This is a genomic window from Gemmatimonadota bacterium, assembly GCA_016719105.1.
Taxonomy (GTDB): Bacteria; Gemmatimonadota; Gemmatimonadetes; order Gemmatimonadales; family Gemmatimonadaceae; genus SCN-70-22.
Genome location: JADKAQ010000046.1, coordinates 818,355 through 841,519, shown reverse-complemented (window position 1 = coordinate 841,519; position 23,165 = coordinate 818,355). Strand labels below are relative to the sequence as shown.

The 23,165-nt window shown below is 68.4% G+C and carries 19 protein-coding genes; 9 read left to right on the top strand and 10 right to left on the bottom strand.

Going from position 1 to position 23,165, the window contains the following annotated elements; genetic code table 11:
- Positions 1–114: 114 nt before the first annotated feature.
- The gene (locus IPN47_27505) at positions 115–1,743 is read right to left on the bottom strand and encodes a hypothetical protein (protein MBK9411730.1); all 1,629 of its coding nucleotides are present in this window, start codon (positions 1,741–1,743) and stop codon (positions 115–117) included.
- A 557-nt stretch (positions 1,744–2,300) separates the two neighbouring features.
- Between IPN47_27505 and IPN47_27500 the strand changes: the two genes are divergently transcribed.
- Genes IPN47_27500 through IPN47_27490 form a run of 3 tightly spaced genes read left to right on the top strand, consistent with a single transcriptional unit; the run spans position 2,301 to position 6,930 of the window.
- Positions 2,301–4,082: an FAD-dependent oxidoreductase gene (locus tag IPN47_27500; protein MBK9411729.1), complete on the top strand. Its 1,782-nt coding sequence runs from the start codon at positions 2,301–2,303 to the stop codon at positions 4,080–4,082.
- On the top strand, positions 4,079–5,878 hold the full coding sequence (locus tag IPN47_27495; protein MBK9411728.1) for a 2-oxoacid:acceptor oxidoreductase subunit alpha: 1,800 nt from the start codon (positions 4,079–4,081) through the stop codon (positions 5,876–5,878). The genes IPN47_27500 and IPN47_27495 overlap by 4 nt, the downstream gene beginning before the upstream one ends.
- Complete coding sequence (locus IPN47_27490; GenBank protein ID MBK9411727.1) at positions 5,875–6,930, top strand: 2-oxoacid:ferredoxin oxidoreductase subunit beta; 1,056 nt, start codon at positions 5,875–5,877, stop codon at positions 6,928–6,930. The genes IPN47_27495 and IPN47_27490 overlap by 4 nt, the downstream gene beginning before the upstream one ends.
- A gap of 85 nt (positions 6,931–7,015) precedes the next feature.
- Here the strand turns inward: IPN47_27490 and IPN47_27485 are convergent, their stop codons facing one another.
- Genes IPN47_27485 through IPN47_27470 form a run of 4 tightly spaced genes read right to left on the bottom strand, consistent with a single transcriptional unit; the run spans position 7,016 to position 10,331 of the window.
- Positions 7,016–7,471 (bottom strand): YaiI/YqxD family protein, encoded by a 456-nt coding sequence (locus IPN47_27485; protein ID MBK9411726.1) that lies wholly within the window; start codon positions 7,469–7,471, stop codon positions 7,016–7,018.
- 10 nt (positions 7,472–7,481) lie between these two features.
- Positions 7,482–7,754, bottom strand: a complete 273-nt coding sequence (locus tag IPN47_27480) for a hypothetical protein (protein MBK9411725.1) — start codon at positions 7,752–7,754, stop codon at positions 7,482–7,484.
- Positions 7,755–7,768: 14 nt separating this feature from the next.
- Positions 7,769–8,068 (bottom strand): DUF1360 domain-containing protein, encoded by a 300-nt coding sequence (locus IPN47_27475; GenBank protein ID MBK9411724.1) that lies wholly within the window; start codon positions 8,066–8,068, stop codon positions 7,769–7,771.
- Positions 8,069–8,090: 22 nt separating this feature from the next.
- Positions 8,091–10,331 carry a carboxypeptidase regulatory-like domain-containing protein gene (locus tag IPN47_27470; GenBank protein ID MBK9411723.1) on the bottom strand — a complete coding sequence of 747 codons (2,241 nt, stop codon included), beginning with the start codon at positions 10,329–10,331 and terminating at the stop codon, positions 8,091–8,093.
- A 566-nt stretch (positions 10,332–10,897) separates the two neighbouring features.
- Between IPN47_27470 and IPN47_27465 the strand changes: the two genes are divergently transcribed.
- From IPN47_27465 to IPN47_27455, 3 genes are all read left to right on the top strand, one after another.
- Complete coding sequence (locus tag IPN47_27465; protein ID MBK9411722.1) at positions 10,898–13,042, top strand: M1 family metallopeptidase; 2,145 nt, start codon at positions 10,898–10,900, stop codon at positions 13,040–13,042.
- Between the two features lie 2 nt (positions 13,043–13,044).
- A complete protein-coding gene (locus IPN47_27460) occupies positions 13,045–13,560 on the top strand; it encodes a hypothetical protein (protein ID MBK9411721.1) in 516 nt (171 codons plus the stop codon).
- 80 nt (positions 13,561–13,640) lie between these two features.
- On the top strand, positions 13,641–15,908 hold the full coding sequence (locus IPN47_27455; GenBank protein ID MBK9411720.1) for a M28 family peptidase: 2,268 nt from the start codon (positions 13,641–13,643) through the stop codon (positions 15,906–15,908).
- A 132-nt stretch (positions 15,909–16,040) separates the two neighbouring features.
- Here the strand turns inward: IPN47_27455 and IPN47_27450 are convergent, their stop codons facing one another.
- Positions 16,041–16,448, bottom strand: a complete 408-nt coding sequence (locus IPN47_27450) for a hypothetical protein (protein MBK9411719.1) — start codon at positions 16,446–16,448, stop codon at positions 16,041–16,043.
- A gap of 204 nt (positions 16,449–16,652) precedes the next feature.
- Here IPN47_27450 and IPN47_27445 point away from each other — a divergent pair, with 204 nt between their 5' ends.
- Positions 16,653–18,308: a hypothetical protein gene (locus IPN47_27445; protein MBK9411718.1), complete on the top strand. Its 1,656-nt coding sequence runs from the start codon at positions 16,653–16,655 to the stop codon at positions 18,306–18,308.
- 40 nt (positions 18,309–18,348) lie between these two features.
- On the opposite strand, the gene IPN47_27440 is transcribed toward IPN47_27445, so the two are convergent.
- From IPN47_27440 to IPN47_27430, 3 genes are all read right to left on the bottom strand, one after another.
- Positions 18,349–19,965, bottom strand: coding sequence for a hypothetical protein (locus tag IPN47_27440; GenBank protein MBK9411717.1), 1,617 nt, complete (start codon positions 19,963–19,965; stop codon positions 18,349–18,351).
- A gap of 132 nt (positions 19,966–20,097) precedes the next feature.
- Positions 20,098–21,438, bottom strand: a complete 1,341-nt coding sequence (locus IPN47_27435; protein ID MBK9411716.1) for a permease DsdX — start codon at positions 21,436–21,438, stop codon at positions 20,098–20,100.
- Entirely contained in the window at positions 21,435–21,920 is a 486-nt protein-coding gene (locus IPN47_27430) for a gluconokinase (protein ID MBK9411715.1), read from the bottom strand. The genes IPN47_27435 and IPN47_27430 overlap by 4 nt, the downstream gene beginning before the upstream one ends.
- Positions 21,921–22,102: 182 nt before the next feature.
- On the opposite strand from IPN47_27430, the gene IPN47_27425 reads away from it, so the two are divergent.
- Both IPN47_27425 and IPN47_27420 read left to right on the top strand, forming a co-directional pair.
- On the top strand, positions 22,103–22,357 hold the full coding sequence (locus IPN47_27425) for a type II toxin-antitoxin system VapB family antitoxin (protein MBK9411714.1): 255 nt from the start codon (positions 22,103–22,105) through the stop codon (positions 22,355–22,357).
- A 3-nt stretch (positions 22,358–22,360) separates the two neighbouring features.
- Entirely contained in the window at positions 22,361–22,753 is a 393-nt protein-coding gene (locus IPN47_27420; GenBank protein MBK9411713.1) for a type II toxin-antitoxin system VapC family toxin, read from the top strand.
- Positions 22,754–22,775: 22 nt separating this feature from the next.
- Here the strand turns inward: IPN47_27420 and IPN47_27415 are convergent, their stop codons facing one another.
- The gene (locus IPN47_27415) at positions 22,776–23,024 is read right to left on the bottom strand and encodes a hypothetical protein (protein ID MBK9411712.1); all 249 of its coding nucleotides are present in this window, start codon (positions 23,022–23,024) and stop codon (positions 22,776–22,778) included.
- Positions 23,025–23,165 lie beyond the last annotated feature (141 nt).

Here is a 23,165-nt window from a genome sequence, read left to right as displayed (position 1 = left end):
GGGCGACGCCGGTCGCGCCGGTCGCGGCAGCCTAATGCGCGCGACCGGGCGCCGTCAATCGCGTCACCCTCCCCACCCTTGGCTCAGCTCACCGTCAGGTCACCGCGGGGCCGCTCAGTAGCCCGGGAAGTACGGCGGCGAGTAGCTGTCGCGCACGAGCCCCCACTCCGCCCGCGTGAAGACCTCCTCACGCGGGATGGCCAGTTGCTTGAACAAGCGATCGCACAGGACGGCCTCCGGCGCGTGGAAGTCGCCGTAGCCGAGCCAGTGCTCCTCCACGAGGAAGCCGTCCTCCGAGCTGCCGAACGGGCGCGAGACGTGCGTGGGCCAGAACTTGATCCAGTAGTTCGGGTGCGCGGCCTCGTAGGCGGCGGCGTCTTCCTTGCGATACTGCGGGCGGAAGTACGGGCCGTTGGCACTGGTCACGTGGTGCCACTTGAGCTTGAGCACCGCCTTCCAGATCTCGATCTCGAGCGCACGCGACGCGGCATCGAGCAGCTTGCCTTCGTCCTGCGCCTTCTGCAGGTCGTCGGTGCTCCCCTTCAGCATCTCCTGTAGCGCCTGAAGCTTTCCCCAATCGTTCATCGCCGCGCCGCGCATCTCCTTGATCGCCTTGACCGTGGCGGTGTAGGTGCCGGAGAGTCCGTCGCGCAGCTTGGACATGACGACGACCATGTCGCGCGCGTCGGGCGAGCGGTCCTTGAGCATGACCTCGAAGGCCACGTTGAGCGCGCCGCCCAGCAGCCCACTGCCGGAGAAGCCCAGCCCGCCCACCGCCGAGGCCATGGCGTGGAAGCACCCGCCAATCGCCAGCTGCAACGATGCGCCGGCGTCGAGCTGGACCAGGCCGCCGACGGTCTCCACGACGCCGTTCTTGGCGGTGAAGACGTCCTGCACGAAGGTGTGCATGGCGGTGAAGTAGCGGTCGCACGTGTCACGCGCCCCTGACTCCGCGGTGAGCTGCGAGGTGACCGCTTCCCATGCCTTCTCGGGGATGTTGGGGGGGCACTTGAAGGGGACGAGCATGTCGGCCCGGAACTTGGGCGACCGCAGGGGGACGGAGACCTTCTTCGCGAGGTACTCGAAGGCGTGCTTCTGGTCGCCCACGAAGGTGGGGTAGTCGACCCCGCTATTGGAGAGGGCGAGGACCGCGGGGGTGATGTCGAGCGTGAGCTGCTGTGCCTTGATGGGCAGCTCGCCCAGGAGCGCGCCGAGGGCGGCGGCCCCGACGGACTGTGCCGCGGATTGCGCCGTGGACTGTGCAGGCGACGCCAGCAGCATCGAGGCGGCGGCGCGCGGCGGGAGCGGCGCGATGTCGAAGTTGAGGCACCCGCGATGGCGGAGCTGCATCGGCAGCTGCAACGCCTGTCGCGGCGCCGACGGCTTGGCCCGACCGGGGGCGCGCAGCGTCGCCACGCCCCGCGAGGCTGCCCCGCCAGCTGCACCACGTGCGGTGGACCGCGCGGCGATCGTGCCCCTGCCCTTCACGGCGACGGCGCCGTTGCCGGCAGCGTCGGGGACGCCCGCGACCGGGACCGGGTCCACCAGCACGCTCCAGGTTCGCTGGCGCGTGTCGTGAAGCTGCGAGATGCGGAACGCGTGGCGCACCTGGTAGATGGGCACCGTGACGAGGCGTGGCGCCCCCGTCTTGGCGTCGTACTCCACATCCAGGTAGTCGCCGTTGGCGGCGCGGACCAGCCAATGGCCTTTCGACACAAGGTCGGCGAGCGGTGCTCGTGACATGGGAAGGCTCCGGGAAGGGCACGGGGAGCGCGTCGCTCCGCCGTGCGTCCAACGCTGGGTCGCGCGGCCGAGCTGTCGCGTCGTGACCCAGCCACACCATGCACGCGGTGCACGCGGCGCGCATCGGTCGAACATCCGCGCCGGCGCAGGGCTTTCCACGACCCTGCACTCGGCGCTTAGTCTATGCGTTGCAGCTGGGTTCGCCGCGCCAGCATGCTCGGCCGTGGCGCGCATCGCTCGTCGCGAACCGTGTCGTCTGCGCCGCCGACGCGTGGACCTCGCGCGGTCGATTCGCGGCCGACGAGTGGTCGGTCGTCGCGTGGATCGCGGCGTCGTTCGCTGGCGTGTCGCGCATCGCAGTGGGCGCCGCGGCAATCACCACGCCGACGTCATCGGTGTCGGGGACCATCGGGCCGAGCAGGTGACTTCACCGGGCCGACAGCGACGCGGTGGTGGGCGTCGATCGGCTTCCCGCATCGTGAGGCGCCGTCAGGGCTTGCCCCCCCTGCTAACCCACGCCATGCTTGCAGAACCCAACCTCAAGGGGACACACGCAGATGGGCGCGACAGATGTCTCGGATCCTCGCTACTACCATAAAGTCGTCGACTGCCAGTGGGCCTGCCCGGCGCACACCAACGTCCCGGGCTACCTCCGGCTGATTGCACAGGGGCGGTACGACGACTCGTACCTCCTCAACCGACAATCCAACGTCTTTCCGGGCATCCTTGGCCGTACGTGCGACCGCCCGTGCGAGCCCGCCTGCCGGCGCGGACGCGTGGATGAGAAGCCGGTGGCCATCTGCCGCCTCAAGCGGGTCGCGGCCGACCTCCGCGGCGACATCCGCGACCGCCTTCCCAAGCCCCCGGCCCAGAAGAACGGGAAGCGCGTGGTGTGCGTCGGGGCCGGGCCGTCGTCGCTCACCGTCGCCAACGACCTGCTCCCGCTCGGCTACGACGTCACCATCGTCGAACGCAATGCGCGGGCGGGCGGGCTGATGCGCATCAACATCCCCGCCTTCCGACTCCCGGGAAGCGTGCTCGATGAAGAGTGCGGCTACATCATCGACATGGGAGCCAACATGCGCTACGAGACGACGGTGACGAGTCTCAAGGCGCTGCTGGCCGAGGGCTTCGACGCGGTGTACGTGGGGAGTGGCGCACCCAAGGGGAAGGAGCTTGACCTCCCGGGACGCTGGGACGCGCAGGACCAGATCCACCTCGGGATCGACTGGCTGGCCAACGTGCACTTCGAGCACCTCACCGAGATCGGGAAGCGGGTGCTGATCATCGGCGTGGGGAACACGGCGATGGACTGCTGCCGCACCGCCAAGCGCCTCGGGGCCACCGACGTGAAGGTCGTCGCCCGGCGCGGTCGCAAGCACTTCAAGGCGTCGCCGTGGGAGCTCGAGGACGCCGAGGAAGAGCACGTGCAGATCATCGAGAACCACGCGCCCAAGCGGTTCGTGATCGAGCATGGCAAGCTGGTGGGGATGGAGTTCGAGCAGCTGCAATGGAGCGAGGACGCGAGCGGCAAGCAGCGCTCCACCGTGCTGGACACCGTCATCATCCCCTGCGACGACGTCATCCTCGCCATCGGGCAGGACAACGCCTTCCCGTGGATCGAGCGCGACATCGGGATCGAGTTCGACGCGCGCGACATGCCCGTGGTGGACAAGGTTACGCACCAGAGCACGCGCCCGAACGTCTTCTTCGGCGGCGATGCCGCGTGGGGGCCGGAGAACATCATCTGGGCGGTGGCCCACGGTCACCAGGCCGCCATCTCGATCGACCTGCACTGCCAGGGGAAGCCGGTGGGCGAGCGCCCGCCGCTCGGGATGACGCTGGTGAGCGCCAAGGTAGGGATGCACGCCTGGGCGTACGAGAACGACTACGACACGGCCAAGCGCGCCCGCATGCAGCACGAGGCGCTCGAGCAGCGCTTCCACAACATCGGGATCGAGGTCGAGCTGGGCTTCACCCCCGAGCAGGCCGCCGGCGAGGTGCAACGTTGCCTCAACTGCGACGTCCAGACGCACTTTTCCGCGCCGCTCTGCATCGAGTGCGACGCCTGTGTCGACGTCTGCCCCACGACGTGCCTCACGATCACGACCAACAGCACGCCGATCGACGACCTGCGCCTGCGTCTCTCGGCGCCGGCGCTCAACACCGCGCAGGAGATCTACGTCTCCGCCGCCCTCCCGCAGACCAAGCGCGTGATGGTCAAGGACGAGGACGTCTGCCTGCACTGCGGGCTCTGCGCCGAGCGCTGTCCGACCGCCGCGTGGGACATGCGCACGTTCGACCTCCAACTTCCGTATGCCGGACAGGTGAGCCGATGAGCGGGATCAACGACTTCGCCTTCAAGATGGGGACGGTCAACGGGACCGGGTCGGCGAGCGCCAACTCGCTCCTGATGCAGGCCATCTTCCGCATGGGCATCCCGGTCACGGGAAAGAACATCTTCCCGTCGAACATCCAGGGACTCCCCACCTGGTACGAGATCCGGGTCAGCAAGGACGGCTACACGGCGCGCCCCTCGGAGGTGGACCTGGTGGTCGCGTTGAATCCGTCGACCTACCGCAAGGACGTCGCCGCGGTGCGCCCCGGCGGCTACCTGCTGTACGACTCGACGTGGCCGCTGGATCCGGCACTCGTGCGGGAAGGGATCACCATCCTCGGCATCCCGTTCGGCAAGATGTGCGTGGAGACGTTCGAGAAGGACCGTGACCGCACGCTGCTGCGCAACATCGCGTATGCCGGCGCGCTCGCCGCCCTGCTCGACATCGACATGGACGTCGTCGGGCAAATGCTCAACGAGAAGTTTGCCAAGAAGCCGCGCCTGCTCGACGCCAACCACACCGCGATCCACCTGGGCTACGACTTCGCCAAGGCCAACTTCGCCTGTCCACTCCCCTTCCGGCTGGAGAAGATGGACGCGACCGGTGATGCCATCCTCATGGACGGCAACACGGCCAGCGCACTCGGCGCGCTGTACGCAGGTGCCACGGTGGGGGCCTGGTATCCCATCACGCCGGCCACCGCGCTGATGGAAGCGTTCAAGGGCTTCTGCGAGAAGTTCCGCGTGGACCCCGACACGGGGCTCAACAACTACGCGATCCTGCAGGCCGAAGACGAGCTGGCCGCTGCCGGAATCGTGATTGGCGCCGGCTGGGCCGGGGCGCGCGCCTTCACCAACACGTCGGGGCCCGGGATCTCGCTCATGCAGGAGTTCATCGGGCTGGCGTACTACACCGACATCCCGGCCGTCTTCTTCGACGTGCAGCGCTGCGGCCCGGCCACCGGGATGCCGACGCGCACGCAGCAGGCCGACCTCTTCTCGCTGGCCTACGCCTCGCACGGCGACACCAAGCACCTCGTCCTCTTCCCCGCCAACCCGCGCGAGTGCTTCGAGTTGGCGGTGCAGTCGTTCGACCTGGCCGAGCGCTTCCAGACCCCGGTCTTCGTGGCCTCGGACCTCGACATCGGGATGAACGACTGGATGGTGAAGCGCTTCGAGTGGGACGACAACTACCGCCCCGATCGTGGCAAGGTGCTCGACGCCGAGGCGCTCTCGAAGATCGCGAAGTTCTCGCGCTACCTGGATGTGGACGGTGATGGGATTGCGGCCCGCACGCTCCCCGGCGTGGGCGGGAAGGGGGCCTACTTCGTGCGCGGCTCCGGGCACGACAAGCATGCCGCGTACACCGAGGACTCGGACGCATACCTGGAGCTGGTCGATCGCCTCAAGCGCAAGATCGATGGGGCGGCGGAGTCGCTCCCGACGCCGGTCATCCAGCGCCGTGACGGCGCCGAGGTGGGGCTGGTGATGATTGGCGGGTGCGACGCGGCGGTGCGCGAGGCGAGCGACATCCTGGCCACGCAGGGGATCGCGGTGGACGTGATGCGCATCCGAGCATTCCCATTCGCCAAGGCCGTGCACGACTTCATCACCGGTCACGAGCACGTCTTCGTGATCGAGCAGAACCGCGATGCGCAGTTGCGCGCACTGCTGGCCATCGAGCTTGGCGTGCCGCGCGACGACATGCACGCCGTGCTCGACTACGGGGGCATGCCGCTCACCGCCAAGGTCGTCGTCGACGCCGTATCCGCCCACTTAGCCGGAGTGCCCGCATGACGTCGATCACCAAGCCTCCCGTCAGGCATCCGAGCTCGCGCACCAACGCCCTGGGGCTCACGCTTCGCGACTACGAAGGAGCGATGTCGACGCTGTGTGCCGGGTGCGGGCACGACTCGGTCACCGCGGCGCTCATCCAGGCCGGCTGGGAAATGGCCCTCGAGCCGCACCGCGTGGGGAAGATGAGCGGAATCGGCTGCTCGTCGAAGACGACCGCGTACTTCATGAAGCAGTCGCACGGCTTCAACTCCGTGCACGGGCGCATGCCGTCGGTGACCAGCGGAGCCGCCGCGGCCAACCGGTCGCTCACCTACATCGGCATCTCCGGCGACGGCGACTCGCTGTCGATTGGGCTGGGGCAGCTGTCGCACGCCATCCGGCGCAACGTCAACATGCTCTACGTGCTGGAGAACAACGGCGTCTACGGCCTCACCAAGGGGCAGTTCTCGGCGTCGGCCGACATCGGGTCGACGAGCAAGAAGGGGGAGGCGAACGAACAGGCGCCGATCGATCCCGTCCTGCTGGCGTTGACGTTAGGCGCGACCTTCGTGGCCCGCTCGTTCTCGGGCGACAAGAAGCAGCTCGTCCCCATCCTCAAGGCTGGGATCGCCCACCGTGGCTTCGCCGTGGTCGACGTGATCTCGCCTTGCGTCTCGTTCAACGACCACGAAGGGTCGACCAAGAGTTACGCCTTCACCCGCGAGCAGTCGGTGGAGGCCGTCTCGGCAGATTTTGTCCCGATCCAGCGCGCGATCACCGTTCCCGAGACCGACGAAGAGGTGCGGGTGGTGCAGTTGCACGACGGCGGGAGCGTGCGCCTGCGGTCCACGTCGCCCGAGTACGATCCCACCGATCGCGAGCACGCCTACGCACATGTGCGCGCCTGCCAGGCGCGCCAGGAAATGGCGACCGGCCTGCTCTTCGTCGACGATGGTGGACGCGAGATGCACGACATGATGCGCACCGTGCCCACGCCGCTCATCGACATCCCGTACGAGAAGCTCTGCCCGGGCAAGGCCGCGCTCGAGGCGCTGATGCAGCGGTATCGTTAGGTCGCGATGGAACGGTGCGAGGGGCGTGCCGCTGGTGCGGCGCGCCCCTCGTTCGTTTCCCACGCACGGTGCTCCCCCGCCGGTATCAGCTGCGCATCGCCCGGGTGAGCGCGCGGTCGAGTGCGTTGGCGAACGCCTGCTTCTCGCGCGCGCCGTAGGCGCCATGACCGCCGGTCTCCACCCCCGCCCCGCGCAAGCCGTCCATGAAGTTCCGCACCGAGAGCCGCTCGCCGATGATCTCTTCGGTGTAGACCTCGCCGCGTGGGTCGATGACCGTGACCTTCTTGGGGACGAGGAGCGCGGCCAGCGGGATGTCGGCGGTGACCGCGACATCGCCCGCCTGCGCGTGCTCGGCGATGTAGCGGTCCGCGACATCGGGGCCGCCGTCGACGCGCACCGCCTCGAGGTGCGGGTAGCCCGCGGGAAGCTGCACCCGCTGGTTGGCCACGAAGACGGTGGCGAGCGCGAGGCGCTCGGAGGCGCGGTAGCAGACTTCCTTCACGGCGAGCGGTGCGGCGTCGGCGTCGATCCAGAGCTTCATGGGGCGAAGGTTACCGCACCCAGCGCACCGCCGCCATCGACGAGAGCCCCGGACGGTCGCGTGCGTCGACGCGCACGCGATCACCGGGGGCGGCAAAGCGGTACACGCGCCCGCTCACCGGGCCGCGAATCGCCGCGCTCCCGTTGCCCACGTACTCGAACATGATCTCGCTGGTGGCCGACGGGGGGACCGGCGCGACGGCGGTGGCCGCGTGGCCACGCCCGGCCACTCCGCCGGCCACGGCGGCGGCCCGTGCCGCCGCACGGTTCTTTCCGCAACACATGCTGTTGTCTCCTGTTAGGGTCCGCTCGCCGGGTCGCGGCGATCGGGGATGAGTCGTTCGATGAGGATCGCGCCCCCCGACAGGGCGAGCCAGGCGACGCCGCGCGCCGGCCAGCTCGTCCCCACCCAATACGCCATCGGGAGCGCCACCCACATGCTCGTGCAGTAGAAGCAGTCCATCAGGTCGCCGAAGAAGCCGGCGCCCGCCGCCTGGCGGAGGCGGGCCACGAGGTTCCATGGTCCGTCCTCCGCCGTGATGAGGTGCGTGACCCGCCACGTCGCCAGCAGCCCGGCGAAGAGGAGGAGTGCACTCATCGGCGGTCGTGTGTCGCGCGCATCACACCGACACCTGGAACGAGCGTTCGCTCAGGTTGCGATGCGTGTTGTTGGCCTGGCAGTTCACGATGGTGCGCTTGTAGGCCCGGAGCTCGAGCTGGTAGCAGCAGCTCTCGGGGAAGGCGATGGCCGCACTGATCGTGAGGCGAATCGCCCCGCCGGTCCACGTGGGGGCCGCCGCGTTCTGCGGCGCCGAGCGTGCGGTGGCGTAGTCGGGGCCCACCTGCGCGGCCGCCGGCACCGGCGGTGCCCCACCGGGGAGCGGCGTGAGCGTCCCGCCTAACGCAACGAGGTCGCGTGCCAGGTTCTCGCCGTACGTGGCGATGAGCGAGTACCAGGCCAGGTGCCCCTGCGCGTCATGGGCGACGAAGTCCACCTCCAGCATGTCCCCCGTTGCGATGCGCACCTCGCCGCACGGACCGATGGTCGTCTGGCCACCGCCCGCGTGCACGATGCGCGCGTCGAGGATGTCGGTCTCGGGCTCGTTGGTGCAGCCGTGCGTCGTCCCGCCGCCACACGGGTTGTTGAGCGGCCCCGGAGCGGGGAAGGTCGATTGGTTGTCGGTCGTGACGATGATCTCGGCGTCGGCCTGGGAGTCGCAGACCTTGAGGACGCGCGGGTTGGAGAGGACGCCGCCGGCCTCGTCGTAGCCCACCACCCGGAGCGTGTACGTCCCGTCGGCGAAGGTCGGCGCCGTGAGCCAGGGGACGACCATGTCGATGTTGGTCCCGAGCCAGACCTTGGTCGCGCCCCAGTCGGCCGGGGTGTGCGTGGCCTCGTAGTGCTCGACCGTCTCGTACACGTGCCGGCCGTCGATGGGGACCTGCGCGCTGAACGGGACATCGACGTCGGTGCCGAGCGCGAAGTCCCAGTACTCGCGCGCGAAGGTGCCTAACGCCTGCGACGGCATCAGCTGCCACGTTGCCCCATCGTCGTCGGAGAACTCGATCTCGTAGTAGTCGATGTCGCTCATGCACTGCGCCGTGCCGCGGATGTTCACCTGTTCCGCGAACGGGGCGTCGCCACCGTTGGAGATGACGTTGGGGAAGGCGTACCCCACCGGCGTCGGGTCGGCGCCGGGATTGCCGCCCACCTGGTCGGCGTCGACGCTGCACACCTTGGCCAGCGCCAGGCACTCGCCCTCGATGCAGTCGTTGATGGGGACGCAGCAGGCATCATCGGTCGCCGTGAGCGTCACGTTGCTCACCTGCGCGATGTTCCAGCGCGCCGAGAACCACCCCTCGTTGACGATCACGTGCTCGGTGCCGCCGCACGTTTGCGTGGCGCGGAAGACGATGTCGGGGGTGCAGTCCCACCACGGCTGCCAGGGATGCCACGGCCAGAGGCGCACGGCATCGAGCGCGGGGATGTTCGGAAGCCTGGACACCAGTCGCTCGCGCAGTCCATCCAGGAGCGACGGTTCGACCGGGGCGACGGCGGCGCGACCACGAACGAGCGCGCCTGCCGCGGCGCGATTCCGCGTGGGCGTTGCCCCCGCTGCTGCCGTGGTCAGCACGCGCGCGGGTGCGGCGAGTGCTGCGCGCCCCACCGAGCGCGGCAGCGACGGCTCGCCCAGGAATCGATCGAAGAGCGACAGGTCGGGGGCCGGATCGGGGAGCGGCGGGCGCGGCACGCGCGGATCGCGCTGCAGCGCGCCGTAGATCACCTCGGCGAGCTTGGGCTCCACGTACCAGCGGCGGAGCCTCCACCACCACCACGGCCACCACCCGCAACACCACTTGAAGGTGAGGGTGAACGAGCCGCTGGCGTCGGTCGTGGCGCACCCCACCTGCTGCTTGCTCCACCACCACCACCAGGCATCGACGTCGTAGGCGCAGACGACGGCGCCGGGGACGGGGGAGCCATCGGGGCAGACCACGCGCCCATGGATGGTGAAGGTGCGACACCACCGCAGCCACCAGAACCAGTAGTAGGGGGTGATGCGAATGGCGGGGATCGCCAGGTCGTCCTTGCCGAAGAAGCGTCGGCGCGGGATGTCGAGCCCGATGGTCTGGAGCCCCGTGAGTTCCTCGTCGGTTGCATCTGGCGGGCCGACGATGACCCGCAGCCCCGACTGCTTCGTGTCGATGTCGAACCCGACCTGCGCCTGCCCCTTCCGGTCGAACGCCACCGCTTGTGATGCGACCGGTTTACCGCCGGACGTCAGGAGCACCTTCACTTGCTGTTTGGGGTCGAAGCCTTCGATGCCCGAGGCGTCGAGCGGAATGGTGAGTCGAGCCATGGTTCCTCCATGCGCGTGCCGTGAATCGTACCACCGGGACGCACAGGCTATCCCCGGTTCGGATCGTTAGTACACCCGGGGAACTACGAGTCCGTGCCATCCTCAGCCATTGCCTAACCACGGCCGGGCCTGCCTAACGCCTGTCCGATGTGTCGTGGATCACAGGCGGCGCGTGCGAACGCGGCGGCCGCGGGCACGCGACGCTGGCGACGCGCCACTCCGTCCGAGCCAGCCCGGGACGTCGAAGCAGTCCCGGCCGGTCGCAGGCCATCGTGTGGGTGCGATCGCGTGGGTGCGATCGCGTGGGTGCGGGCGCGCGTCACCGGACGGTCGCCGGCCGACGAACTCCCGACGAGCCCGGACGACACGCGCGCCAGGGGCGGGGCGATCGAGACTGGGGCTCCGCGCCCGGGCGGGGGGCGATCCACGAGTCCTCGCGCGCTCCCCGCGAACGGCGTCGCTCGCCCGTGCGTATCAGGACGAGAAGGTCGCGGACACCATCCCAGGCCGCCGCTGGACGTCCGCGACCGGCCGCGCCCCGTCGAACTCCCCATCGTCGCCCGTCCATGACTCGCACCACGACCCGCAGCACGACCCGCAGCACGACCCGCACCGCACTCGGCCGCCTCGTCCTCACGACACTCGTGGCGTCGCTGGCGACCGCTCCCGCCGCCGCCCAGCAGCAAACGCCCCCCAGCGGGCCGCAGTGGCTCAACGCCGATCCCAACAAGAAGACCAACCAGTCGAACTTCCGCGGGATCGAGGAGTGGCTGGCCCCCAACGAATACCGCACGGCGTCGGGGAGTCCCGGGCCGAAGTACTGGCAGCAGCAGGTGGACTACGTCATCAAGGCCTCGCTCGACACGCTGGAACACCAGGTGACGGGGAGCGAGACGGTGACCTACCACAACAACTCGCCCGACGCGCTCACCTACCTCTGGTTCCAGCTCGACCAGAACGTGGAGCGCACCGACTCGCGCGCCTCGCTCTCCTCGCGTCCGCTCCCCAAGTCGATGGCCAACCTGTCGCCGCAGGCGCTGCGCGCCCTGGGGATGGCCGGCCAGGACAACGACCTCGGGATGAACATCGGCAAGGTGCAGGTGCTGAGCGGCAAGGGGGCCCAGGATGCGCCGTTCTTCGTGAACGGGACGTCGATGCGCATCGAGCTCCCCGCTCCGCTGGCGACCGGCGGCGTGGTGCGCCTGACGATCGACTGGCGCTACAAGGTCCCCGAGATCGGGCGCAACACGCAGCGCAACGCGCGCGACAAGGTGAAGGACGGATGGCTGTACGAGATTGCCCAGTGGTACCCGCGCGCCGCCGTGTACGACGATGTGGGCGGATGGACCAACGACCAGTTCTACTCGCAGGGCGAGTTCTACCAGGAGTTCGGCAACTTCGACGTGAGCCTCACGGTGCCGCACGATCACATCGTGCGCGCCACGGGGGTGCTGCAGAACCCCGCGCAGGCGCTCACCACCACGCAGCGCGCGCGTCTGGCGCAGGCCATGAAGAGCGACGCCCCCGTCTTCATCGTCCAGCCGGGCGAAATCGGGTCACCCGCCACGCGCCCCGCGGGGACGGCGCCCATCACCTGGCGCTTCACCGCCGAGAACGTGCGCGACTTTGCGTGGGCCTCATCGCACACCTTCGTGTGGGACGCGATGGGGTTCAAGTACCGCCCCGACAGCAAGACGATCGAGCTGCACTCGGTCTACCCGCGCGACGCCATGCCGCTGTGGGACAAGTACAGCACCAAGGCGATCAAGCAGACGATGGTGACGTACGGGCGCATGGTGCTCGAGTATCCGTATCCCGTCGCCAGCAACGTGCACGGCTCGGTGGGTGGGATGGAGTATCCCATGATTGCCTTCTGCGGCGCGCGTCCGCGCCCCGATGGCACGTACGATGAGTCGCTCCCCTATCGTCTCATCTCGGTCACCATCCACGAGGTGGGCCACAACTGGTTCCCCATGATCCTCGCCAGCGACGAGCGTCGCTGGGGGTGGATGGACGAAGGGATGAACTCGTTCGTGCAGTACTACGCGGAAAAGGAGTGGGACCCCAACTATCCGTCGCGCCGCGGTCCCGCCAAGAACATCGTCGACTACTTCCGCGATCCCAACCAGGCGCCGATGATGACTGAGTCGGACGTGGTCTTTGCCAACTACGGCAACCAGGCGTACAGCAAGCCGGCGGCGACGTTGGTGATGCTGCGCGAGCAGGTGCTGGGGCCGGAGTCGTTCGACCGCGCTTTCCTGGAGTACGGGCGCAAGTGGGCGTTCAAGAAGCCACAGCCGGCCGACTTCTTCCGCACGGTGGTCAACGGCGCCGGTGAGCACGTCAACTGGTTCTGGCGCGGGATGTTCTACACCACCTACGCCAACGACCAGGCGGTGGCCAACGTCGAGTCGCAGAAGGGCGAGGAACTCGGCGGCGACAAGCGGAAGGGGGAGGAGTACCACCGCGTCACGGTGCAGCAGCGCGCTGGCCTCATCATGCCCATCCACCTCGAGATCACCTACGAGGATGGTACCAAGCAGGTGGTGAAGCTTCCCGCCGACGTCTGGCGCAACAACGAGAAGGAATTCACCTGGGGCTTCTTCGGGAAGAAGGGGATCGCACAGGTGGTGGTCGATCCGAACGAAGTCTTCGCCGACATCAACCGCGACAACAACACCTGGAAGGCGCCGCCGCGCGTCATTCCGTGACGGTGCCGTCGCTTTTGCTGGTGAAGGCAAAGCTGTTGCAGCTGACAATGGCCGCGCTCACGACTGTGGGCGCGGCCGACGCGTCGGTGGTGCACGACACGCACCTCTCGCACGCGCGCGTGGTGGTGGAAGGGAGCGTCGTGGTCGCGCGCATCCGGCTCTTCCGCGACGACGTGACCCGGGCGCTCAAGCACCCCGTGGGCGACGACTCCACCTCCAAGCGGCTGCTCTCGGCGTATCTCAACCGCACGTTTGGCGTGCGCGCCGACAACGTGGCGCTCACCGCCGAGCTGCTGGATGGTGCAGCCGACCTCGAGGGCGACCAGCCGGTGTGGCAGGTGCTGGTCCAATGGAAGGCGGCACGCCCGGTCACTCGCCTCGCGCTGCGCGACCAACTCCTCTTCGAGACCTTCAGCGACCAGCAGAACGTCGCCGTGGTCATTGCTCAGCCAAGCGACCGACGGCAGACGCTCTACTTCCATGCGGGCGACCGCAGCGAACAAGTTGTGACGTTCTAGGCGCCATCTTTCGGCGCGTCGGTCCCCTGGCCGACGTTTCGTTCGTACAAAAGCCGTCCCTCCCGAACACCCGACCGCACATGTCACGCATCGCCCCATCGATCGCCTACCCCGCGCTCCTGGTCCCGCTCCTGCTGGCCGCGACGCCGCGCGCCGACGATCCGCCCCCCATTCGCGGCTACTCGGCTGCCTCGTCCAAGGTGCAGCGCGAGTGGGAGGCGAAGTACAAGACCATCCCGGAGCCGGCGCGCATGCGCGAGGCGATGCGCCGACTGGCCGCGCGCCCACACCACCTGGGGTCGCCCTACGGCAAGGACAACGCCGAGTGGCTCAAGGCGCAGTTCGAGTCGTATGGATGGGAGGCGAAGCTGGAGCGCTTCGACGTCCTCTTTCCCACGCCGAAGGTTCGCGTGCTCGAACTGGTGGCTCCCACCACGTTCAAGGCGAAGCTCGAGGAGCCCATCCTCAAGGAAGACCCGAGTACCAGCCAGCGCGCCGAGCAGTTGCCCACGTACAACGCCTACTCGGGCGAAGGTGACGTCACGGCGCCGCTGGTCTACGTGAACTACGGCGTCCCGGCCGACTACGAGGAGCTGGAGAAGCGCGGGATCTCGGTGAAGGGGGCGATCGTCATTGCCCGCTATGGCGGGTCGTGGCGTGGGATCAAGCCCAAGGTCGCGTACGAGCACGGTGCCGTCGGTGCGCTGATCTACTCCGACCCCAAGGACGACGGCTACGCCGAAGGGGAGACGTATCCGAACGGCCCGTACCGCCCCAAGGACGGCGTGCAGCGCGGCAGCGTGCTCGACATGCCGACCTATCCCGGCGACCCGCTGACCCCCGGCGTGGGATCATCGCCAGGGGCAAAGCGGCTCGACCAGAAGGACGCGATCACGATCATGAAGATCCCCGTCCTGCCGATTTCGTACGCCGACGCGCAGCCGCTGCTGGCCGCGCTCAGCGGCCCGGTGGCCCCGGCGGCGTGGCGCGGCGGCCTCCCGATCACCTACCGCATGGGGCCTGGCGCCGCCAAGGTCCATCTCAAGCTCGAATTCAACTGGACGCAGGCGCCGCTCTACAACGTGATCGCCACGCTCAAGGGATCCACCCTGCCTGACGAGTGGGTGATGCGCGGCAACCACCACGACGGGTGGGTGAACGGCGCCGAGGATCCCATCTCGGGGATGGTGGCGGAGCTGGAGGAGGCCCGCGCGTTAGGCGAGCTGGTCAAGCAGGGATGGCGCCCCAAGCGCACGATCATCTACGCCGCCTGGGACGGCGAGGAACCCTCCCTGCTCGGCTCCACCGAGTGGGTGGAAGAGCACATGGCCGACATGCGCGGCAAGGGGGTGTTCTACCTCAACACCGACGGCAACGGGCGCGGCTTCCTGGGGGCGGCCGGCTCGCACGCCTTCGAGCGCTTCGTCACCGAGGTGGCCGGTGAGGTGACCGACCCCGAGACCAACGTCTCGGTGCTGCAGCGTGCCCGCGCCGCGGCCATCGTCTCGGGCGACGTGGAGGCGCGCAATCGCAAGGATATGCGCCTCGAGGCGTTAGGCTCCGGCTCCGACTTCACCCCGTTCCTGCAGCACGCCGGCGTCCCTACGCTCAACATCGGCTTCGGCGGCGAGGATGGCGGCGGGATCTACCACTCGATCTACGACACCTTCACCTGGTACACCAAGTACAGCGATACGTCGTTCGTCTACGGCAAGGCGCTGGCGCAGGTGGCGGGAATGATGGTGATGCGCGTGGCCAACGCCGACGTGCTCCCGGCCGAGTTTGGCGGGCTGTCGGCCACGGCGTCGCGCTACCTGGGCGAGGTGACGTCGCTGCGCGAGAAGACGGCCAAGGACATCGAGGAACTCAACCGGAAGATCGCCGAGGGGACCTTTGCCGCGGTGAACGACCCGCGAGACCCGCGTAAGGCACCGACCGCGCAGGCGCCGGCGCCGCACCTCAACTTCGCCCCCATCCAGAACGCCGTCGATTCGCTCCAGCGGTCGGCCGAGCGGTACGAGAAGGCGTACGGGAACGTGGTGAGCGGGGCGGCGACCGCCGCGGCGTTAGGCAGGGTGAACGCGCTGCTGCGCCAGTCGGACCAGGTGATGCTGATTCCCGACGGGCTCCCCAAGCGCCCGTGGTACCAGCACGCGCTGTATGCCCCGGGCTACTACACTGGCTACGGCGTGAAGACGATGCCCGGCGTGCGCGAGGCGATCGAGCAGAAGGAGTGGGCGCTGGCCCAGGAGCAGGTCACCAAGCTGGCGGCAGCGCTCGCCCGCGAGGGGGAGCTGATTGCCAAGGCGGCCAAGCTGCTGGAGGATTCGGGGAAGCCGATTCCCTGAGCGACTGGCCGGAACGGGCCGCACCGGGTGACGGCATCGGAGTGAGATCCGCGCGAGCGGATGTGACAACCGGCGGCGTCGCGCGAAAGCGCGGCGTCGCCGTCGTCTATATGGCCGGTGCCGTTCGTGGCGTCAGGCCTCGCGGTCGACGTGCCCCCAGACGAGCGGGTCGCTTGGAGGTTGGGGCGCGTCACGGTGCACCGCGCCTGCCGCGGCGCCGGGCGACGGGCCGCGTGCGGTGCTATGTGCGGCACCTTGCGAGGAGGACGGTGGGCTGGCCGGCAAGAGCGCGGGGAGCGCCGGCACGGACACGTGCGGCAGCTGCAGCACCGCGATATGTGCCTGGAGTGCGACAACCTGCTGAGCGAGCGACTGCTGCGTGATCGTGTTCAGCTCGCTCGCGCCTCCTTTCGCGGCCTCGGCCAGCTTGCGCTGGATGGCCGCCAGTTGGCGACGCAGCTCGGCAATCCGTGCGACATAGTCGACAGTCTCGCTTCCCACGGCCGGACCCCCGGACAGGGCGCCGATGGCAGCGATCACCTTTCACCTCCTGTGAATTCGTGTATGAGCGCGTATCGGCACGATCGGTCTGAAAGATGTGTCGGGGAATTGCTGATCTTCGCGACGCGCGCGCGATGACCGATGGCCATGGGCTGTGGCTAATCATCGAATGCGCAACTCCCCTATTCCGGCGGCACCCTCGCACGCTGCAGATTCCCCGTACTCCACCAACCGGATCTCACCATGCACGCCCTCGTACGCGCTGCGTTCTCGGTCGTCTTCTCCTCACTCGCCGCGATGCACGCGCTCTCCGCGCAGCGTGTCGAGGTGCGCTACCCGGCGTCGCTCGATGGACCACGCACCGGCCGGGTATTCGTCGTCTTCGCCCGCGATGGCGCCCGTGAGCCTCGGCTGCAGGCGGGGAGCTACGGCGGAACGGCGCCGATGTTCGCCGCCGACGTGAGCGACTGGAAGCCGGGCGCCGCCGCGCTGATCACGCCCGACACGCTCGGCTATCCGTTCGCCTCCCTTCGTGACCTGCCGGCGGGCGAGTACACCGTGCAGGCGGTGCTCAACGTCTACACGCAGGTCACGCGCGCCGACGGGCACACGCTCTGGGTGCACTGGGACCAGTGGGAAGGGCAGAAGTGGAATCGTTCGCCGGGGAACCTGATCAGCGAGCCGATCAAGGTCCGCTGGGACCCCAAGGCAAGGGCGACCGTGCGCCTAACGCTGAACGCGGTCATCCCACCCATCGCCCCCATCCCCGACACCAAGTGGGTCAAGCGCATCAAGATCAAGTCGCCGTCGCTCACCAAGTGGTGGGGACATGACACGTATATCGGGGCCACGGTGCTGCTCCCCAAGGGGTTCGACGAGGAGCCGGGGCGGCGCTATCCGGTGATCTACCAGCAGGGGCACTTTGGGGAGGGGGCGCCGTTCGGCTTCACCGAGCAGCCGGGCACCGAGACACCGGCGCAGCGCGAGGCGCGCCTCAAGCGCAGTGCGCGCGAGCCGGGATGGATGTTTGCCGAGAGCTGGCAGCGCGACGACATGCCACGCTTTGTCGCCGTCACGTGGCAGCACCCCACGCCGTGGTACGACGACTCCTACGCGGTCAACTCGGTCAACCAGGGGCCGTACCAGGATGCGCTGCTCAACGAGCTGGTGCCGGAGCTGGAGAAGCGCTTCCGGTTGCTCCCCGAGCCTAACGCGCGCTTCCTTACCGGCGGCTCCACCGGCGGGTGGGAGTGCCTGGCGCTGCAGATCCAGCGCCCCGACTTCTTTGGCGGCGGGTGGTGTCTCTATCCCGACCCGGTCGACTTCCGGCGCAACCAGCTGGTCGACAACTATGCCGACACCAACGCCTTCGTCCCCAACAGCAGCACGGCGCCGGTGCCCGAGCGCTACATGATGCAGTCGGAAGAGGGGCAGCCGATGGTGACCAACCGGCAGATGTCACAGCTGGAGGCGGTGCTGGGGAGCAAGGCGCGCAGTGGCCAGCAGTTCGATGCCTTCGATGCCTCGTATGGCCCAGTGGGGAAGGACGGCTATCCGCGGCGCCTGTGGGACCGTCGTACCGGGACCATCGACCAGGAGGTCGCCGCCTACTGGCGCGAGCACTTCGACCTCACCCTGTACCTCAAGAAGCACTGGGCGACGATCGGGCCGCAGCTCACGGGGAAGGTGCATACCTACGTGGGCGACATGGACAACCACTACCTGCAGCTGGCGGTGTACCTCATGGAGGAGGAGACGGCCAAGCTCGACGGCCCCAAGGCGAACTTCACCTTCGAGTACGGGCGCCCCAAGAAGCCGCATGGATGGCAGCCGTTCACCAACGCCGAGTTGATCCGGATGGTGGAGAAGTTCCGGCAGGAGCGGCGGGTGCAGCCGTAGCCGTAGCGGGTGCTGTGGCGGCCGCTTTGCGTCGAGGGGGCTAAGCCTGGCCGCCGACCGCCTCGGCCTCGGTGAACAGGTTCTTCGACGTCGCCACCTGCTCGCGCATGGGGAGCACCTTGAACGAGCGGAAGAGTCCCTTGGGGCGATAGCCCTGGGCCCAGGTTGCGCCTAACGATCCGTCGCGTCGGGAGGCCATCACCACGATCGCGTCGGTCTTCTTTCCGTCGCGCATGGTGATGCGTGAGTCGAGCACCAGCGCGCACGCGGTGGCACCCTTGGCTTCGGCGCGGAGCGTCTTGAGGGCGATCTCCATCGGGTCGCCATCGCCCTTGAGGGAGACGAAGAAGTGCGCGCGCCCCGTCTCGGTCACGAGGAACGGGTTGAGCGGGGACCCCACCTCGGCCACCTGTTTCGTTCCTTGGTCGAGCGCAAACTCGATGAGCGCCGGGTACGACATCGCGCCGCTCTCCTGCTTGGGCAGGTCGACGCTGGTGACGTGCCACTCGCTGGAATCGGTAGGCACCGCAGGTGCGCCGCCGAACACCGTCTCATGCATCGCCCGATGTGTGAGCGTGGCAAGCGTGCGCTCGGAGCCAAGGCGCACCAGTTCATCGACCGACGGTACGCCCTGCGCGCGCCGGAAGGCCGCCGTGCGTGCTTGGCAGCGGTTCTCGGAGGCGAGCACCTCGGCCAGCGTCGCGAACGTCACGGTCGTCGCGCCGGCGTTGGCTCTCAGCTGCGCTTCGAGACGTGCCACGTGCGAGTCGAGCACCTTCTCCACTGGTGTATCACCGGGGATGTACTCGAGCAGGACATGATCCGGCGTGTTCCACCGCGGCGGGGCGGTGCTCGTCCACACAAAGCGCCCGTCGCTCAGTTCAGCGACGATGTTCACCACGCGCGTCCACGGGGCATCGGCGGCTCCCTTCATCTGGAAGAGGTCGATGCGATGCACGTGATCGTTGGACACGAAGCGGCGCGCGAACGGACCGGCACCCGGCTCCGGCTTGGAGGCGTCCTTGACGATCTTGAGGTCACCCAAGGGCGTGAAGCCGCGCGAGGCGAGCGACGCGGTCATGGCGTCGTACCACTCGAAGACCTCGGGCTGGTATGCGTCGCGATTGATGGGGCCGAGCGGATAGGCGTCGACGAAAAGCGTGCGATACGACGCGAGCAGGCGATCGGCGGTCTGGCGCACGAGCGCGTCGTCGTAGTGCGGTTCGAACGCGTCGCGATCGTAGTCCTCGTCACCCTCGTCGCCTTCGTCGTCCTCATCGATGTCGAGCAGGCGGCGCGACATCGCGCTCGTGCCAGCATTGGGAGCGGTCGCCGGCTCGCCCGTATCGATGGCGATGACCTGCATGACGCCATCGCGGGAGAAGGTGAGCACGGAGCCAGCCGGGGCACCGAGTCGCTTGAGTGTGACGCGCAGCAGCTCGAGCGCGCGATCGGTGTCGGCAAGTTCGACCTCGATGTCGACGAAGGCGATCTTGCGCGACGCATCCATCTGCGATCCCCCGCCGCACACCGCGCCAAGCCCCGCCTGCTGCAACACGGCGTCGAGTGGATCCTCGTACTTGGCCCCTCGGTCGATGGGACCCACATCGTCGGTGATGGTGGCGACAACGGTGTGCGGATATGTGCGGTTGGTCACGTGCGGCGCGCTCAGCGATGTGGGGGAGGCTCGGCTCGTCGTGGAGAGACGCGCGGGGCGGCGGAGCTGCAACGCGCGTGCGACCTCGTCACGCGCAGCTCACGCGGGGAGCGACAGTCCCTGAGGAGATGACTAGATGACCCGCGCCAGCAGCATTGTCAGCCCCAAACCCGCCACCCCGATGATCGTCTCGGCCACGGTCCACGTGCGCAGCGTCTGCGACACCGTCATGCCGAAGAACTCCTTCACCAGCCAGAAGCCCGAGTCGTTCACGTGCGACAGCACCAGCGACCCCGAGCCGGTCGCGAGCACCAGCAGCTCGGCGCTCGTCCCCGGCGTGGCGGCGGCGATGGGGGCGACGATGCCGGCGGCGGTGGTCATGGCGACGGTCGCCGAGCCGGTGGCAACGCGAATGAGCGCCGCGACGAGCCACGCCAGGAGCAGCGGCGAGACCTGTGACCCGGCGGCCAGTTCCGCCACCACACGCCCCGCACCGCTCTCCACCAGCACGCGGTTGAAGCCGCCGCCGGCGCCGATGATGAGCAGGATGGTCGCGGTGGGGGCGAGGCAGTCGTTGGTGAAGCGCTGCAACTGCTCGCGCGTGAAGTGCGCCGCACGCCCTAACGACCAGTAGGAAAAGAAGACGGCGAGCAGGAGCGCGACGATGGGGCTCCCGATCACCTCGAGCGGCGCGCGCATCGCATGGCCGGCCGGGAGCACCACGCTGGCCGTGCTGGCCACGAGCATCAGCAGCACCGGGACGAGCACGGTGAACGCCGAGATGCCGAAGGCGGGCATCTCGCGCTCCGTGTGTTCCTCGAGTTGCGCGGCGAGCCCGGTGGAGGGTTGCAGCTGGATGCGCGGGGCGATCCACGACGCGTAGATGGGCCCGGCCAGAGCGGCAATGGGGAGCCCGATCACGATCGCGTAGAGGATTGTGAGCCCCGTGTCGGCCTTGAAGGCATCGACCGCCAGCATCGCCGCCGGGTGCGGCGGGACGAGCCCGTGCACCACCGAGAGCGCCGCGCACAACGGGAGCCCCACCTTGATGAGCGGCATCCCGGTGCGCCGCGCCAGCGAGAAGACCAGCGGGATCAGCAGCACGATCCCCACCTGGAAGAAGACGGGGATCCCGACGATGAAGGCGACGCACATCATCGCCCAGTGCACGCGGTGCTCGCCAAAGCGCGCGATGAGCGTGGTGGCGATGCGCGCCGCCGCCCCCGACTCGGCCATGATCTTCCCGAGGATCGTCCCCAGCCCCACCACCACGGCGATGAAGCCGAGCACCGTTCCCACGCCGTCCTGGAACGCCTTGATCGCTGCAGCTGGCGGCATCCCCGAGGCGATTCCCATGGCCAGTGAGACGGCGATGAGGACGAGGAACGGGTGCAGCTTGAAGCGGGCGATAAGGACGACCAGCGCGACGACGGCGCCGAGCGCGTACAGCAGCAAGCGGGTGTCCGGCGTCATTGGTCCTCGCGCAGGCGCGCAAGGAGCGCGGCCACGATGTCGCGCGGAGACTCGGCAATGTCGAAGGTCAGTGGTGCCTCGTCAGGCGCGGGTTCCTCGAGCGTCGCCAACTGACTGTCGAGCAGCGATGGCGGCATGAAGTGCCCGCGCCGCGCGGCGAGGCGCTGTGCGAGCAGGTCACGCCCCCCCGTGAGGAAGACGAAGCGCACGTCTGGGGCGCCGGCGCGCAGGAGGTCGCGATAGGCACGCTTGAGCGCCGAGCAGGTGATCACGATGCCGGTGCCGTCGCGATGGGCGGCGGCGAGCCGGTCGGCGAGGAGCTGAAGCCATCCGGCGCGGAGTTCGTCGGTGAGCGGGACGCCGGCCGCCATGCGCGCGACGTTCTCGGCGCTGTGGAACGCGTCTCCCTCGACGAAGTCGACGTCGAGGGCGCGGGCGAGCGCCTCGCCGATGAGCGACTTGCCGGCGCCGGCGACACCCATGACGATGAAGCGGGCTGGGGGTATGAGGGGGGCTCCGGGCGAGGATGGAGCGATAGGATACGAGTGTCCCCATGCCAAAGCCACCGGGGCGCGAATTCGTGGCGCCCGCACTCGAGGCAGAGATCCTGTTGCAGGGTGGTGTCGAGCTATATAGAATCCAAGGCACCTTTCTAGAACACCCCATGGCGCTCAGCATCAAGGACGAGGAAACCGATCGACTCGCTCGTGCGCTGGCGGCAGCTACGGGAGAATCGCTCACGGAGGCGATCCGTCGAGCGCTCGAGGAGCGTCTAGCGCGCGAGACGCGTCGCGGAGGCGCGTATCCGCTCGCGGCCCGGGTGCGTCGCGTGCAGGAACGCATGCGAGAGTTTCCCGTGCTCGACGTGCGCTCCGATGAGGAGTTGCTGGGTTACGACGAACACGGCCTTCCGCGCTAAACGATGGTCATCGACACGTCGGCACTCGTTGCGATCCTGCAGAGCGAGGAGGGGGCGGATCGCCTGCTGGCGGCAATCGAGCGCGATTCCGTACGCCTCGTCTCTGCGGCCACCGTGCTGGAGCTTTCCCTGGTGGTCATCGGGCGATACGGGACCGGCGCAGAGTCGTTGCTCGATCGGTTGTTGCGCGACCTCGGGGCGACGGTGATTGCGTTCGATGCAGAGCAACTTGCCATCGCGCGGGATGCGGCCGCCCGATTCGGGCGTGGTGGGCACACCGCGGCGCTCAACTTCGGGGACTGCTTCGCGTATGCTCTATCCATGGCGCACAACGAGCCATTGTTATGCGTCGGTGAGGATTTCGCGCGGACCGACGTGGCGGTCGCTGACGTGTAGCGCGGGCGTACTCGCCAATGCGTCAGGGCGGCATGACGTCCGGCCGCGGCAGTCGAGCGAAGATGTCATGAATCGCCCGCGATTGCCGATTGGGCGCCAGTGCGAGCAATGCCAGAATCCCCGCATCGACATCGTCATCAGTGGGTTTGCGCGCGGCGATCGCGCCGAGCGAAGGGCCGGTTTTCCAGGTACCGCTGGGAGAGAAGCTCGCGAGCGTCGCCGATTCGCCGTCACCCATGATGAGGTCCGCGCCGTCGAACGACAGAAACATCTGACGACCCAGTGGCGTCGGCTGCCAGACGCCTCCATCCCAAGCCGCATCGGTATACCGGAGTAGGGCGTCGACCCCTCGCCCCCGCGGCCCCCCCCCCCCCCCCCCCCCCCCCCCCCCCCCCCCCCCCCGCCCCCCCCT